The sequence below is a fragment of the Ralstonia flatus genome, from assembly GCF_958439105.1.
Lineage (GTDB): Bacteria > Pseudomonadota > Gammaproteobacteria > Burkholderiales > Burkholderiaceae > Ralstonia > Ralstonia flatus.
This window is the reverse complement of sequence record NZ_CAUDLI010000012.1, coordinates 22,319-37,134: the sequence shown is the minus strand read 5'-3', so window position 1 is coordinate 37,134 and position 14,816 is coordinate 22,319. Positions and strand designations below refer to the sequence as shown.

General features: G+C 63.7%; 17 protein-coding genes and 1 pseudogene. 8 read left to right on the top strand and 10 right to left on the bottom strand.

Annotated elements, in window-relative coordinates:
- Positions 1–7 precede the first annotated feature (7 nt).
- Positions 8–655 carry a DUF2182 domain-containing protein gene (locus R2676_RS22810; RefSeq protein ID WP_410482500.1) on the bottom strand — a complete coding sequence of 216 codons (648 nt, stop codon included), beginning with the start codon at positions 653–655 and terminating at the stop codon, positions 8–10.
- Between the two features lie 100 nt (positions 656–755).
- Positions 756–1,526 carry a DUF899 domain-containing protein gene (locus R2676_RS22805; RefSeq protein WP_206271821.1) on the bottom strand — a complete coding sequence of 257 codons (771 nt, stop codon included), beginning with the start codon at positions 1,524–1,526 and terminating at the stop codon, positions 756–758.
- Between the two features lie 87 nt (positions 1,527–1,613).
- Between R2676_RS22805 and R2676_RS22800 the strand changes: the two genes are divergently transcribed.
- Together R2676_RS22800 and R2676_RS22795 are read left to right on the top strand one after the other, a co-directional pair.
- Positions 1,614–2,834 (top strand): helix-turn-helix domain-containing protein, encoded by a 1,221-nt coding sequence (locus R2676_RS22800; protein ID WP_206271822.1) that lies wholly within the window; start codon positions 1,614–1,616, stop codon positions 2,832–2,834.
- A gap of 36 nt (positions 2,835–2,870) precedes the next feature.
- Positions 2,871–3,515, top strand: a complete 645-nt coding sequence (locus tag R2676_RS22795) for a Vgb family protein (RefSeq protein ID WP_206271823.1) — start codon at positions 2,871–2,873, stop codon at positions 3,513–3,515.
- Positions 3,516–3,593: 78 nt separating this feature from the next.
- Here the strand turns inward: R2676_RS22795 and R2676_RS22790 are convergent, their stop codons facing one another.
- The 4 genes from R2676_RS22790 to guaB form a co-directional block, all read right to left on the bottom strand.
- Complete coding sequence (locus R2676_RS22790) at positions 3,594–3,797, bottom strand: cold-shock protein (RefSeq protein WP_027677448.1); 204 nt, start codon at positions 3,795–3,797, stop codon at positions 3,594–3,596.
- A 270-nt stretch (positions 3,798–4,067) separates the two neighbouring features.
- Positions 4,068–5,687 (bottom strand): glutamine-hydrolyzing GMP synthase, encoded by a 1,620-nt coding sequence (gene guaA / locus R2676_RS22785; RefSeq protein WP_206271824.1) that lies wholly within the window; start codon positions 5,685–5,687, stop codon positions 4,068–4,070.
- The gene (locus tag R2676_RS22780) at positions 5,662–6,240 is read right to left on the bottom strand and encodes a hypothetical protein (protein WP_012761917.1); all 579 of its coding nucleotides are present in this window, start codon (positions 6,238–6,240) and stop codon (positions 5,662–5,664) included. The genes guaA and R2676_RS22780 overlap by 26 nt, the downstream gene beginning before the upstream one ends.
- Positions 6,241–6,363: 123 nt before the next feature.
- Positions 6,364–7,827 carry an IMP dehydrogenase gene (guaB, locus tag R2676_RS22775; protein WP_206271825.1) on the bottom strand — a complete coding sequence of 488 codons (1,464 nt, stop codon included), beginning with the start codon at positions 7,825–7,827 and terminating at the stop codon, positions 6,364–6,366.
- A gap of 154 nt (positions 7,828–7,981) precedes the next feature.
- Between guaB and R2676_RS22770 the strand changes: the two genes are divergently transcribed.
- Both R2676_RS22770 and R2676_RS22765 read left to right on the top strand, forming a co-directional pair.
- Entirely contained in the window at positions 7,982–8,926 is a 945-nt protein-coding gene (locus R2676_RS22770) for a DMT family transporter (RefSeq protein WP_206271826.1), read from the top strand.
- Positions 8,927–9,080: 154 nt separating this feature from the next.
- A complete protein-coding gene (locus R2676_RS22765; RefSeq protein ID WP_206271827.1) occupies positions 9,081–9,620 on the top strand; it encodes a DUF4124 domain-containing protein in 540 nt (179 codons plus the stop codon).
- Positions 9,621–9,629: 9 nt separating this feature from the next.
- On the opposite strand, the gene R2676_RS22760 is transcribed toward R2676_RS22765, so the two are convergent.
- Positions 9,630–9,995 (bottom strand): RnfH family protein, encoded by a 366-nt coding sequence (locus tag R2676_RS22760; protein ID WP_206271828.1) that lies wholly within the window; start codon positions 9,993–9,995, stop codon positions 9,630–9,632.
- Positions 9,982–10,419, bottom strand: coding sequence for a type II toxin-antitoxin system RatA family toxin (locus tag R2676_RS22755; RefSeq protein WP_009238217.1), 438 nt, complete (start codon positions 10,417–10,419; stop codon positions 9,982–9,984). The genes R2676_RS22760 and R2676_RS22755 overlap by 14 nt, the downstream gene beginning before the upstream one ends.
- A 125-nt stretch (positions 10,420–10,544) precedes the next feature.
- Here R2676_RS22755 and smpB point away from each other — a divergent pair, with 125 nt between their 5' ends.
- A complete protein-coding gene (gene smpB / locus R2676_RS22750) occupies positions 10,545–10,991 on the top strand; it encodes an SsrA-binding protein SmpB (RefSeq protein ID WP_027677453.1) in 447 nt (148 codons plus the stop codon).
- Between the two features lie 21 nt (positions 10,992–11,012).
- Here smpB and R2676_RS22745 read toward each other — a convergent pair.
- Positions 11,013–11,708: pseudogene (locus R2676_RS22745) on the bottom strand (SPFH domain-containing protein); the annotation flags it as partial.
- 464 nt (positions 11,709–12,172) lie between these two features.
- Between R2676_RS22745 and R2676_RS22740 the strand changes: the two are divergent.
- The 3 genes from R2676_RS22740 (at position 12,173) to R2676_RS22730 (ending at position 13,193) form a co-directional block, all read left to right on the top strand.
- The gene (locus R2676_RS22740) at positions 12,173–12,427 is read left to right on the top strand and encodes a hypothetical protein (RefSeq protein ID WP_064045406.1); all 255 of its coding nucleotides are present in this window, start codon (positions 12,173–12,175) and stop codon (positions 12,425–12,427) included.
- A 106-nt stretch (positions 12,428–12,533) separates the two neighbouring features.
- Positions 12,534–12,677: a hypothetical protein gene (locus tag R2676_RS22735; protein ID WP_231107303.1), complete on the top strand. Its 144-nt coding sequence runs from the start codon at positions 12,534–12,536 to the stop codon at positions 12,675–12,677.
- A gap of 33 nt (positions 12,678–12,710) precedes the next feature.
- A complete protein-coding gene (locus R2676_RS22730; RefSeq protein ID WP_064045408.1) occupies positions 12,711–13,193 on the top strand; it encodes a 3'-5' exonuclease family protein in 483 nt (160 codons plus the stop codon).
- 1,049 nt (positions 13,194–14,242) lie between these two features.
- On the opposite strand, the gene R2676_RS22725 is transcribed toward R2676_RS22730, so the two are convergent.
- Positions 14,243–14,815, bottom strand: coding sequence for a site-specific integrase (locus R2676_RS22725; RefSeq protein ID WP_253913055.1), 573 nt, complete (start codon positions 14,813–14,815; stop codon positions 14,243–14,245).
- Between the last annotated feature and the right edge of the window lies 1 nt (position 14,816).

The following is a 14,816-nucleotide window of genomic DNA, read 5'->3' as shown; positions in this document are numbered from 1 at the left end:
GCATGCCTCAGGGAAACGCGGCGCGCAGCACCAACAGCAACCCGGCGCCGATGGCAACCGCGCCAACGTAGCGGGCCATATGCTGGCCCGCAGGTGCCAGGCGCTCCAGCGTAATCGCCGCTGACACAGCCGCCATTGCGCGCAGATCCATCACGCCGGTCACCAGCAGGATTGCCGTCAGCCCCGCGCACGACCCGGCGCAGCGCAGGCCGAGGCGCAAGCCAAATCGCCATGCAGCGCGCCCAGGCGCTGGCACTGCGCGGCACCGTGCAAGCTGGCGCGCCTTCCATGCGCTGAACTGCAGAGCGCCCGCCGACAGGACGACTGCGCCGCTCGCAACCGGCGCCCCGCGTGCCAGCACGGGCCATGTCATCTCGAGCTGGGCTAATGCCGCACCCAGCGCAAAGACCATGACGCCGATCAGCGCCCACACCGCGAAGTACCCCACGCCTGCAAACGCCGTCAGCGCATCGACGTTCTGCTCGCCTGCCAGGTGAAGCGCCACGCGATACTGCCGCAGCATCGGCAGCAATGACGGCAGCATCATCGCCGCCATCATCACCGTCCACATGGCAACAAATGAGGCTGCAAAGCTCCACCATGTCTGACCGCACATCGGCATCCAGGCTATCGGGATCTCGCTCATGGCCGGCATGGCGTTGCACCATGCCACCGTCGCCGCCGTGCTGGCGATAAACAGCAATGCCTAGACGGCCAGAAAGCCGCGCTCGGACACGGCTTGCTCGCGTGACAGCTCAACGCTGCTGAGCGTATTCGTCATGGCGACGCCACCAGACACCGGTTTCGTTGCGGCCCAGCGGCGCGCGGTCCAGCCACTGGTATGCGCCCCACAAGCCGTCGAGCCCGCGCGCGTAGGTGGAATACGTGTGATACACGACGCCATCTTCCAGCACGAACGCGCTCATGCCGGGACGGTCGCGCACGTAGGTGGGCGCATCGGTGCCGCACATGCTGGCGAACTGCTGCACGGGTTCGGGCAAGTCGGATGCATCCATCACGTGGCTGCCGCGCACGTAGTTGTAGTCGGCGCTGCCGGCGCGCTGCTGGTCTTCCGTGATCGAGACGTTGAAGTCGTAGTTGAAATCACTGCCCACCGACGACGCCCACGGGAAGCTCCAGCCCATCCGCTCCCGGTACTCCAGCAACTTGGCCAACGGCCCTCGCGACACCGCCATCAACGTGACGTCGTGGTTCGCCAGATGCGTGACGAAGCCATCGAAGCCATCGGCAATCATCGAGCACGATGGGCAGCCCGCCTTGTAGTCGGGCCCGAACATGAAGTGATAGACCAGCAGTTGCGAGCGGCCGCCAAACAGATCGGCCAGCGAGGCGTTGCCGCTCTCGGTTTCAAAGCGATAGCTTTTGTCGACGCGGACCCACGGCAGTGCCTGCCGGCGGCGCGCGAGTTCATCGCTGCGGCGCGTGAGTTCCTTCTCGGCCTTGAGCAGTTCAATGCGCTCTGCCAGCCAGGTTGCGCGGGTTGCTGTCGGGTGTGTTGCACTCATGCTTGCCTCCGTTTTTGGGTGAGTGGTCGTGTGCTAGATTAGGCGCCGACCTCAAACGGCGGGAGTGACAAGTGTGGCGGGATTCGAATGGATTCATTGATCACGGCTGCAGCCCGCGCACTCGCCGCCGGTGACCCATTCGGAGCGCTGAACCGCGTCGCCTTGCGTGACGACGCGCCAGCACTCGCACTGCGCGGCATCGCCATGGCCCAGCTCGGTGACCTGGCACGCGCCAAGCTCCTGCTGCGCCGCGCCGCCCGTGCATTCGGCGCACGCGAGGCCGTGGCACGCGCACGCTGCATCATCGCGGAAGCCGAAGTCGCCCTCGCCTCGCGCGATCTGGGCTGGCCCGCCAAAACCCTGGACACCGCATGCGCCACGCTCGAGGCGCACGGCGATCACGTCAACGCCGCACACGCGCGGTATCTCAGCATCCGCCGCCTGTTGCTGATCGGCCGCCTGGACGACGCCGAAGCCGCGCTCGCCGCGCTAAGCCCGGCGCGTCTTCCTGCGGTCTTGCGCGCGGCACATGCGCTCGTCGTCGCCGGCATTGCCATCCGACGTTTGCAGACCGCCGGCGCACGCGCAGCCTTGAACGACGCCGATATCGCGGCGCGTCAAGCCGGCATCCCGACGCTCACCGCCGAAGTGGAACGTGCCGCCCAGGCCTTGAGCGCACCGGCTGCGCGGCTCATCTCGCGCGGCGAAGAACGTGTCCTGCGTCTTGATGATGTCGAAGCCCTCTTCGCGTCAGACGCGCTGGTGGTGGACGCATGCCGACTCGCCGTGCGACAGACCGATGCGGTCGTCCCCCTTGCCACGCGGCCCGTGCTCTTCACGCTGGCGCGGGCATTGGCCGAAGCGTGGCCGGAAGACGTGCCCCGAGACGCCCTCATCGCGGGCGCATTCCGCACCCGGCATCCCGACGACTCGCACCGTGTGCGCCTGCGCGTGGAAATCGGTCGTTTGCGCACGGCACTTGGTGCGTTGGGCACGGTCAAGGCGACCCAGCAGGGATTCGCACTGCAACCCCATGCTGCGCCAAGCGTGGTCGTGCTCGCGCAGCCCGTCGACGAGCAATACGCCGCCGTGCTGGCGTGCTTGGCCGATGGGGAATCGTGGTCCAGCTCTGCATTGGCATTGGCGCTCGGGGCCAGCCAGCGCACGGTACAGCGCGCGCTCGACGCATTGGCCGCCGCCGGCAAGGTGCAGTTCTTCGGACGCGGGCGGGCGCGCCGCTGGGTCACGCCGCCGGTACCCGGATTCGCGACCACCTTGTTACTCCCTGCGCCGCTGCCAAGTGACTAGGATGAAGGCTCCACAACCGAATCCAGCGAGCCCCACATGAAACGATCCACCGCCGAAGTCGTGCGCGAATACGGCCCCTTCCCCGGCGCTGAAAACGTAGGCGGCGTGACCTACGACGGTCAGCACGTCTGGTTTGCTGCCGGCGGCCAGTTGAAGGAACTCGACCCCGACAGCGGCAAGGCACTGCGCTCGATCGATGTGCCCGCCCATGCCGGCACGGCGTTCGACGGACGGCACCTGTTCCAGATTGCCGAAGACCGCATCCAGAAGATCGACCCGCAAACAGGCACCGTGCTCGCCACGATTCCCGCGCCCGGTGCGGGCGGAGACTCAGGCCTCGCCTGGGCCGAAGGCACGCTGTGGGTCGGGCATTACCGCGAGCGGAAGATCCGCCAGATCGATCCGGACACCGGCAAGGTGCTACGCACCATCGAATCCAACCGCTTCGTGACCGGCGTCACGTGGGTGGACGGGGAACTCTGGCACGCGACGTGGGAAGCCGATACGAGCGAGCTGCGCCACATCGATCCGCAAACCGGTGAAGTGCTGGAGCAGCTTGATATGCCGGCCGGCATCACTGTGTCGGGGCTGGAATCGAACGGTGCCGATCAGTTCTTTTGCGGCGGCGGCACCACGGGGAAGATTCGCGCGGTACGGCGGCCGCGCAAGCAGGCGGCATAGGCGAGCCGTGGCGCGTGCGTTCAGCTGAAAAAAAAAAACCCGCGATGCGGGGTTTTTTCTTGGCAGATGAACGACCGATCAGATCGCTTCGATCTTCGTGGCAGCCGGGCCCTTCTGGCCAACGCCTGCAACGTAGCGAACCTTCTGGCCCTCTTGGAGGGACTTGAACCCGCTGCCCTGAACTTCAGAGAAGTGGGCGAAGAGATCGTTGCCGCCTGCGTCCGGGGTGATGAAGCCGAAGCCCTTGGAGTCGTTGAACCACTTTACTGTGCCGGTTTCCATGTTGGATATCCTAAAAAGTTCTGTATGAGCCTGTGCTCACCAGGCACGACAATCAAGGAAGAAACATGGAGCAAAGGAAGTACCGCGTGGCGTGACGACCCAGAACATCGGAGTAACTGCTTGAAGATCCTGCGGGGATTGGTTCTACAGGTGTTCTGTCGGTGTGTCAACAAATATTACATAGCGCGCCAGCGTCGGCCCTCCCGGCGCAGACGCTGGACAGAAAAAAGCCCGCGTCATGCGGGCTTCTTTCCACTTGGGGAGAAAACCTCACTCCCACTCAATCGTCGCAGGCGGCTTGCCCGACACGTCGTACACGACACGGCTCAAACCACGCACTTCGTTGATGATGCGGTTCGACACGCGGCCCAGCAGCGTGTACGGCAGATGCGCCCAATGTGCGGTCATGAAGTCGGTGGTCTGCACGGCACGCAGCGCCGTCACGTAGTCGTATGTGCGGCCATCGCCCATCACGCCGACGGACTTGATCGGCAGGAACACCGCAAACGCCTGGCTGGTCAGGTCGTACCAGCTCTTGCCCACATCGCCTTCGCCGCAGAGGCCGGCGGCAGCGTCCTGCGCCGTGGCCTTGGTACCGCGCAACTCTTCGATAAAGATGGCGTCGGCACGGCGCAGCAGGTCTGCATATTCGCGCTTGACCTCGCCCAGAATACGCACGCCCAGGCCCGGCCCCGGGAACGGATGGCGATAGACCATTTCATGCGGCAGGCCGAGCGCCACGCCCAGCTCGCGCACTTCATCCTTGAACAGGTCGCGCAGCGGTTCGAGCAACTTCAGGCCGAGCGTTTCCGGCAGGCCGCCCACGTTGTGGTGGCTCTTGATCGTCGTTGCCTTCTTGGTCTTGGTGCCGCCCGATTCCACCACGTCCGGGTAGATCGTGCCCTGCGCCAGCCACTTGGCGTTGCTGAGCTTCTTGGCTTCGGCCTGGAACACCTCAACGAACTCGCGGCCGATGATCTTGCGCTTGGCTTCCGGGTCCGTCACACCGGCCAGGTGGCCGAGGAACTGCTCAGACGCGTCCACGTGCACGACCTTGGCGTGCAGGCGGCCGGCGAACATGTCCATCACCATCTTGCCTTCGTCCAGGCGCAGCAGGCCGTGGTCGACGAACACGCAGGTCAGCTGGTCACCGATCGCGCGGTGAATGAGCGCCGCCGCCACCGACGAATCGACGCCGCCCGACAGGCCGAGGATCACCTCTTCATCGCCGACCTGCTCGCGGATGCGCTTGACGGCTTCCTCGATGTGGTCGCGCATGATCCAGTCCGGCTTGGCACCGGCGATCTCCAGCACGAAGCGCTCGAGCATCGCGCGGCCCTGCACGGTGTGCGTGACTTCCGGGTGGAACTGCACGGCGTAGTAGCCACGCGCCTCGTCGGCCATGCCGGCGATGGGGCAGCTCGGCGTCGATGCCAGCAGCTTGAAGCCCGGGGGCAGCTCGGCCACCTTGTCGCCGTGGCTCATCCACACCTTGAGCATGCCGTGGCCTTCCGGCGTGGTGAAGTCCTGGATGTCCTTGAGCAGGCGGGTGTGGCCATGCGCGCGCACTTCGGCGTAACCGAATTCGCGGTGGTCGCTCCACTCCACCTTGCCGCCCAGCTGCACGGCCATGGTCTGCATGCCGTAGCAGATGCCGAGCACGGGCACGCCCAAGTCCCACACGGCCTGCGGGGCACGCAGCTGATGGTCTTCGTAGGTGCTGGCGTGGCTGCCGGACAGGATGATTGCCTTGGGTGCGAACTCGCGCACGAAGGCATCGGACACGTCGTTCGGGTGGATCTCGCAATAGACGTGTGCTTCACGCACGCGCCGCGCAATCAGTTGCGTGACCTGCGAGCCGAAATCAAGGATGAGGACTTTGTCGTGCATGTTGTGGAGGAATGGAATCGGCAATCGTGTCGACTTCAGTGCCGGGGCCGTAGCCCGGAGGCGGCATGTAGCCAGGTTCTTTGCGTTGCGCCTTTTCTGCCCGTTCGCGTTCGCGCGCGGCCGCGGCATCTTCGCGGGCCTTCTGCGCGCGCACACGCTCATGGGTGCGCACGCGGCGCGAGGCGGGAATCTGCACAGCGGAAAACGCCGCCAGCACCGCCGCAAACGTCGGCAGCCAGATGCGGCCTGCGCCGTCCACCGGCAGGTGGAAGAACAGCAGCCAGGCGATCACCAGCACGGCGACGGCCAGGTTCACATGACCGACCACCTGCGCCACGGCGGTCGTCAGTTGACCGTTGACCGTGGCGTGCCACAGCAGCCAGGCCACGCCAATCAGCGTGACGCCGAGCAGCTGGCCGTACATCGCAGGCTCCGGCTGCGGCAATTGCAGCGCGCCGAAGATGGACGTCATCGGTGAAGCCAACAGGACGAGACCGACGCACAGTGCGACAGCCGCATCCAGAAACAGAACGAGTCGCAAAAGCGCTTTCATCATCGTCTCCAGTTGCGGGCGGCCGCCCGTGCTTCGGCCGCCGGTTGATTCAGCCGGAGCGCCCGCGCACCCCGGCGGCAGTACTGCTTGCCGTCTATCTTGTTTGCGAAGATCGACAAGCGATCAGTCGCGGTGATAGTTCGGCGCTTCCTTCGTGATCTGCACGTCGTGCACGTGCGATTCGTTCATGCCGGCAGCGGTGATCTCGACAAACTGCGCCTTCTCGTGCCATTCGGCAATCGATGCGCAACCGCAGTAGCCCATCGACGAACGCACGCCGCCCGTGAGCTGATGCACGATCGGCAATGCGGAGCCCTTGTAAGGCACGCGGCCCTCGATACCTTCGGGCACCAGCTTGTCGACGTTGGCGGTGTTGTCTTCCTGGAAGTAACGGTCGGCAGCGCCGTCCTTCATCGCGCCCACCGAGCCCATGCCGCGGTAGCTCTTGTACGAGCGACCCTGGAACAGGAACACCTCACCCGGCGATTCGTCCGTACCGGCAAACATGCCGCCCATCATCACGGTGTGTGCGCCGGCAGCCAAGGCCTTGGCGACGTCGCCCGAGTAGCGGATACCGCCATCGGCGATCAGCGGAACGCCGGTGCCCTTCAGTGCCTCGGCCACATTCGACACGGCAAAGATCTGCGGCACGCCCACGCCGGCGACAATCCGCGTCGTGCAGATCGAGCCGGGGCCAATGCCGACCTTGACGCCATCTGCGCCGTGGTCGACCAGCGCCTTGGCAGCGTCGCCCGTGGCGATGTTGCCGCCGATCACCTGCACTTGCGGGTAGTTGTCCTTGATCCAGCGCACGCGGTTCAGCACGCCCTGGCTGTGGCCGTGCGCGGTGTCGACGACGATCACGTCCACACCGGCCTTGACCAGCAAGTCGATACGCAGATCGTTATCCGGGCCCACGCCCACCGCTGCACCCACGCGCAGCGAACCACGTTCGTCCTTCGACGCCAGCGGATATTCGGTGGCCTTCTGGATGTCCTTGACGGTGATCAGGCCGCGCAGCTCGAAAGCCTCGCCCACCACCAGCACACGCTCCAGGCGGTGCTTGTTCATCAGGCGCTTGGCCTCTTCCAGCGAGGCGCCTTCCTTGACGGTGACGAGCTTCTCGCTCGGCGTCATCTTGGCGCGCACGGGGGCGTCCAGTTCTTCTTCAAAGCGCAGGTCGCGGTTGGTGATGATGCCCACCACCTTCTTGCCTTCCAGCACCGGGAAGCCCGAGATGCCGTGCTGGGCCGACAGCGCCATCACGTCGCGGATCTTCATGTCCGGACCGATGGTGATCGGGTCGCGCAGCACGCCCGATTCAAAGCGCTTGACCTTGGCGACTTCGCGCGCCTGTTCTTCCGGCTTCAGGTTCTTGTGGACGATACCGATGCCACCTTGCTGCGCCATGGCGATGGCGAGCCGCGCTTCCGTGACCGTATCCATGGCGGCGGAGACGAGCGGAATGGCGAGTTCGATCGAACGGGTGAGCCTGGTGCGAAGGGACGTATCGCGGGGCAGGACGGCCGAGTAGGCCGGGACGAGCAGCACATCATCGAACGTGAGTGCTTTCTGGACAAGACGCATAGCAATTTCCTCTAGGCGCAAAATCGGATTATACGGGAATTCGCCCCACGGTTGTAGAGACCCGTGCTATGCTCGATAAATTTTTCTTCGCGCACGCACCTCCAGCGCCCTGCGCCGCCAGCGGCCGCGCCGAATCAGCCTCGCGAGTGTTCGAATGGGAATTGGCGTATTGTGCGCCCTGCTGGCCGGGGCGATGTGGGGCATGGTCTTTATCGCGCCCCGCGCGCTGCCCGCCTTTTCACCGTGGGAACTGACCCTCGGCCGCTACCTCGCCTACGGCATCATCGCCGCCATTGCGGCCGGCCCGATCCTCCCCCGCATTGCCCGCAAGATAACGCGCGCCGATTGCCTGGCGCTCGTCCGACAATCCTGCAGCGGCAACCTTGTCTATTACGTACTTGTGGCCTTCGCCGTGCAACTGGCCGGGGTCGCGCCCACCTCGCTGATCATCGGCATCTTGCCCATCACCGTCACGGTCCTGGGGCGGCGGGACCATGGCGCTGTACCGCTTTCCCGGCTGATCTGGCCGCTGCTCGTGGTGGCTGCGGGCATTGTTTGCATCAATGTCGACCTGTTTGGCCATCAGGCCACCGCTGCGGCGGCCAATGTCCGGCCGATCTGGCAGCGCGTTGCGGGCATCGTCTGCGCGGCCGGCGCGCTGTGCAGCTGGACGTGGTACGCCGTGGACAACGCCCGCTACCTGCAGCGCAATCCGCATTTTTCCAGCAACGAATGGTCTGCTCTATATGGCATTTCGAGCGGCATTCTGTCGGCAGCATTGATCACGGTGGCCTTGCTCACGGTTGGCACAGCATGGATGGGCGCCGGCGGGCGTATCTGGGGCACGTTCTGGGCGGTCAATGCGGCCGTGGCGCTCGGCGCGTCGCTGATCGGCAACAACCTGTGGAACATCGCCTCGCGACGGCTGCCGCTCACGCTGTCGGGCCAGATGATCGTGTTCGAGACGCTGTTTGCGCTGGCATATGGCTTTGTGTATGACGGCCGCTGGCCACGCCCGCTTGAGATCGCCGCAATCGCCTTGCTGATCCTGGGCGTCGGCTGGTCGGTGCGCTTGCACGCCAACGACAAGTCTGCATAAACTGGGCGCCTTGCCGGGGGGCGAGTCGACAGGCCGAGCCAGGCCGTCGGCGTAGATTGGCGAGTGGCGATCACGCCACCGGGCTCCCGTGCGCGTCGAGGGGCCGTCGTCGGGTCGGCCAGCGCGCCGTCGGCAGTCCACGAACGAGAACTCCATGAAACGACTGCACGTCCTGTTGCCTGCCACTGCTGCCCTGATCGCCCTTGCCTGCCCGGTTGCCGAGGCGCAATGGGCCTGGCAATGGCGCGACGACAAGGGCCACATGGTCTACAGCGACGCTGCACCGCCGCCGTCGGTGCCGCCCAGCCGCATCATCCGCAACCCGAACAGCCGCACCGCCACGGCCTACGAGGCGCTTTCTGCGCCGGCCTCGGGCGTCAAGGCGGCAGACTCGAACCCAGCCGCGAAACCCGGCCAGCCGGCCTCCGGCGTCGCCGCGCCCAAGCCGGATGAAGAACTGCGCAAACGCATGGCCGACCGCGCCAAGAAGGAACAGGACGAGGCCAAGCAGGCGGAGCAGGCCCAGCGCAAACAGGCAGAATGCCAGCGCCTTCGCGCCGACACCGCTTACCTGCAAGGCGGCCGCCGCTATGCCACGCCGCAGCCGGATGGGTCGCTTTCGTATATGGATGACAACCAGCGCGCCCAGGCCATCCAGCGCAACCAAGCCGTGCTGGACCAGAACTGCGGCTAAGACTAAGACTTATTCGAGGACGTCATCTTTGGGCGGCGCCTCGTTGCGCAGCCACTTCAGCCCTTCACGAGTGCCGGTTGCTCGCACTTTCTGCACGCGCCGCCGGCGTGCGGTCTTCGGATCGGCGATCAGCGGGCCCAGGATTTCCACCCGATCACGCGCATGCAATGCGGCATCGGGCGTCTTGCGCTTGCCGTAAACGCCCAGCCGGCAGGTCTCGATCGTCAGATCCACGCCGCTGAGCAAGCCGGACGCGCGCACGGCGTCGGCCACTGTCGCCTGTGCCGGCACTTGCACGTTGACGAGCTGCGGCGGCGTGACCGTCGCCAGGCAGACCATTACGTCAATCAGGGACCCGGATTCAGGACTCGCCATACACCGCCTCGGCGCGCTTGACGAATGAGTCGACAAAGGTATTCGCAATCATGCTGAACACCGGGCCGATCAGCTTTTCCAGAATCACGCTGGAAAACTCGTAATGCAGGTGGAAGTTAATCTTGCAGGCATCCGCGCGCAGCGGCGTGAAGATCCAGAAACCGGTGAACGACTTGAAAGGCCCGTCTGCGAACGTCATATCGATGCGGGTGGGCCGCGTTTGCACGTTGCGCGTGCGAAAGAACTGATGGATGCCCTTGAAGGCGATATCGACACGCGCGTCGAGTGACGTTTCCGTCTGCTCGTAGATTTCCACGCCGCCGCACCACGGCAGAAAGTTCGGATAGTCCTTGACGTCGGTGACCAGGTCGAACATCTGTTCGGCCGAGTAGCCAATCAACACGGTTTTTTCAACGTCTGCCATGCGTGATCCGAAAGCTTTGCGCGCCGCGCCCCGGTTGGGATTGCGGCGGATTTGTTAAACTCGCCATTTTATCGCAGCGCATGCAGGGATCATCACCCCAATGCGCGCACCGCATATTCCAACGTATGACCATCGCCGACAACAAGAAGGCCTTCTTCGATTACTTCATCGAGGAGCGCTACGAGGCAGGCATGGCTCTCGAGGGCTGGGAGGTGAAAGCCATCCGAGCCAACCGTGCGCAGATCAAGGAAGGCTACGTCGTCATTCGTAACGCCGAGCTGTTCCTGATCGGGGCCCATATCAGCCCGCTGCAATCGGCCTCCACGCATGTCAATCCAGACCCCGTGCGCACCCGCAAGCTGCTGCTGCACGCCGAAGAGATCAAGAAGCTCATCGGCAAGGTGGAGCAGCGCGGCTACACGCTCGTGCCGCTCAATCTGCACTACACGCGCGGCCGCGTGAAATGCGAAATCGGCCTCGCCAAGGGCAAGAAGCTCTTCGACAAGCGCGAAACCGAGAAGGACCGCGACTGGCAGCGCGAAAAGGCGCGCCTCATGCGCGAAAAGGCCTGAGCCCTCCCGCCTTGCCGAGCTTTACGCGCTCGGCCGCTGCTGCTTCACAATCGTCAACGCTGACGCAATCATCGTGCTCAGGTCGCCCATGTTGCCCGGCACGATGAGCGTGTTGCCCTGCTTGGCCAGGTTGCCGAACGCGCTCACATACTCTTCCGCCACTTTCAGGTTGACGGCATCGACACCACCCTCGGTGCGAATGGCCTGACCGATCTTCTGGATCGCCTGTGCGTTGGCTTCGGCTACCGCCAGAATCGCCGCCGCCTCGCCCTGCGCCTTGTTGATGGCGGCCTGCTTTTCCCCTTCGGACTTCTGGATAGCGGCCTCGCGCGCACCGGATGCTAGGTTGATCTGCTCCTGACGCTTGCCTTCGGATGCGGCGATCAGCGCACGCTTTTCGCGCTCGGCCGTAATCTGCGCCTGCATGGCGTGCAGGATTTCCTTCGGCGGGGTCAGATCCTTGATTTCGTAGCGCAGCACCTTCACGCCCCAGTTCGATGCCGCCTCATCCAGCGCATTGACGACGCTGTGGTTGATGAAATCGCGCTCTTCAAAGGTCTTGTCCAGTTCCAGCTTGCCGACCACCGAGCGCAGCGTCGTCTGCGCGAGCTGCGTGATGGCGATCACGAAATTGCTGGAGCCATACGACGCCCGCATCGGGTCGGTCACCTGGAAATACAGGATGCCGTCCACCTGCAGTTGCGTATTGTCCTTCGTTCTTGCCAGGAAAAACATAACTATTACAGCGCATGCATGTCTCCTCGGACTAAATCCAAAAGTTACTTAACCACTAGCCCCCCGGGATAGAGGGTCGGCCGGGGATTCACAAATACCTGAACCTTGGCGAAGCCATGCTCGTATTTGCCCCCCGCTGGTCAACTTGTGGCCATGATTCCTTCGGCTCAGTTGGAACTCGCTAGCGCCTCTCGCCTCATGGGGTTCTGTAACCGTACCACCTTGCCGCGCGACCGGGACCGCCTGTTGTCGAAATTCGCGCTACCCTCACTTTGTTCGCGTAACTCTGAACCTATCGGGCTTTGCAAGCAATCTCGCATCAGAGAGAGCCGCACGTATCACCTGTACCGACCCCGCTTGGCCGGCCTGATGCAGACTCGCACCCTGGGGCCAGTCAACGTGCGCGACACCAAGCAGATTGAACAGTCATTTGAGGAGGGCAAAGAATGACCCGCGATGAGCTGATTGCAGCGGTGCCGATCCGGGAGGCTGAGGGCCGCTTGTACGTGCGCATGGACGAAGTGCCTGAGCCATGGCGACAGCAATTTGCTGAGGCGATGGTAGGCAGCGCATTCATCGCGGTCCACGGCGAGACGTGCCTCACACCGCATGCCCACGATTGGAATGCCTGGGTCCGCGACCAGTGGGACGGCCGTCCCGGCCCAACAGGGCTCTCCACAACGAGAAAACCCGGTGAATAGGGAAAATCTGCAAAGATTACTCATTCATCAAGAAGCGGCGCGAGTGGTTCGCGCCAATCCGTCGCTAGAGGCTCGGGCACTGGAGATCGTGGAGCGCTAGGACACGGTGGCCTCCATCCGTTCCGAGCCGCTGCGTGATGAATGGCAACGCATCATTGCCGAGCGCGATTGGAAGCTGGCCCTGGAGGAGTCGGACCGTGGCCAGCAACTGCGTCAAGCCTCGCCCATGGCGAGCCTGCTGCCTCAATAAGTCCGGCTCAACCTCATCCAGTCCGCACATACCATGCATGCCTCCAAAGGCCCGCTCAGTCCGTGGAAAACGCGCTATTTTGTCGATACCGAGTTCACAGACTTTATCGATTGCCAGCTCATCAGCGTGGCTATCGTGGGTGAAGACGGCCGGGAGTTCTACGGCGAGCGTGCGGACTTCGAGCTGTCCGCGTGCAGCGAGTTCGTGCGGGCAGCTGTGCTGCCGCAGCTCGGCCAGTTTCCCGGCCGCTCGATGCCGGCCGCGCAGTTGCGCGACGAGCTAATGGCGTGGCTGCTCGCCGTGCCGGCAAGGCCTCAGCGAGTATTGTGCTTCGACTATCAAGGCGACTTCGATCTGGTGCTCGATCTGATCGATGCCGAAATCCCCCCCGGCTGGAAGTGCGAACACATAGGCCGCCGGCTTGATATGGAGCGGCTAGAAACGTACTTCCGTGAGCACGGTGGCCGGCATCACGCGCTGCACGATGCGCGCGCCAATGCCTTCGCTTTTCGCTGATGCCTGTGCCAGGCTCTAGAGGAAAAGAGACTCGCCGAGCTTTTGACGCCGTAGCGCCTTTTCTATGGCAGCCTCCTCACGCACCGCTCCTCGCGGGCTCACTCCACGAACTCCGGATCTTGGCCGCAGCGCACCTGCTTTTCTTGGCCTGCCGTGTCATTACCCTTGGATACGTGAGCCGATTTGGGAGCACGTACGACACGTGATGATCTGATCAAGGCAGTCCACTCCATGAACACCAGGGTCGCAAATATGTATGCGTTAAGGTTGTGCCGGAACCGTGGCGCCAGCAGTTTGCAGCGGCACTCGCACGTAATGCGTACGCGTTGGCGTCAGGCTAGGCAGTTTGCGCTTTCCTACACGACTGGGATGCCGAGGTCCGTGACTGGCGGTACGACAGGTTTAGGCCAACAGGGGCTCGACTAACGCCCAACCATTCCCTGCCCCACGGTACCGACGGAGTTAGAAACGATATCGTTGCGCTAGAGACAAGGACTTGCCTCGCCGGCAATTATTCCCTCAAGATCGTCCAGGCCCGCACACCGTGTCGATACACTCAGTCGGGCTCATCCCGCCGCCACTCGGGGAGTTCGGGAAATGTGCGACGCTGAGAGATTCGAGCATTCGCGCGCAACTGCGCCTTCACCTCAGGTGTTACTACCTGCCTCCGCTTGGAACGGCGAATCACTACCTTGGGTGGTTTTGCGTCCGCCGCGGTTGGCTCTGGCCGATCTGCCCGGCTCATCTCGACTCCTTGGATGTACTTAATCTAGTGGCTTTCATGATGCGGCGATAGCCTACCTGCGCGACAAGGTGCCAAGCGTTGATCAGCAATGACCTGAGGACAGGTGTCGCACAAGCCCTTAGGGAGGAAATCACGGCTCAAGCCATTGCTTTACGCGAGTGCGTCCCCGTGCAGTGCCAGTGTATCGAGTCTCATGTAGAGTCTGGGCAACGCCTAGAGTTCGCTCCGCCCATCTTCAAGCCTGCAAGGCAGGATGCCATGAGCAACGAGAAGCCAGAAGAGTCCATCATCGAAGTCAACCGCTTCAGGCCCATTGGGTCGTGCCGAGATTGCGGTCCGTTTTCGAGCGCGGCAGAAAAATCGACATTCCGCGACTGGGCTCGATGCTGATGTGTTCGACCCGCAGCCGGCTCAGCTCGTCCGAGCGGAAACCACGCCAGAAGCCGATCAGTGCCAGGGCCTTGTTGCGCGTATGCACCTGCAGCGCGCGCATGTTTCCCGCGGCTGACGCCGCTTCGATCTGGCGATCCAGCCAGGCAACCAACTGCTCCAGTTGAGCAAGTTGCAGCGGCTTCGCGCGCCGCTCCGGCACGGGATGCAGCGCCTGGATGCCCTTGAGCACCTTGCGCACATGGGGCGCTCGCGTGGGATCTGGAAAGCCTTGCGTTACGTGCCACTGCGCGAGTGCTGCCAGGCGCTGACGCAGCGTATTGATGGAAAGCGTCTGGGCTTGGTCGGCCAGGTAACGCGCCACGCTGTCGGCGCTCGCCGGCAGGAACCCGCACCATTCGACCTCGAAGTGGCGAACGGCGGACTGGTAGCTGCGCCGCGTGTTGTCGCGGGTAGCGGCTTCGAGATAGCGATCGACGTCCGACATC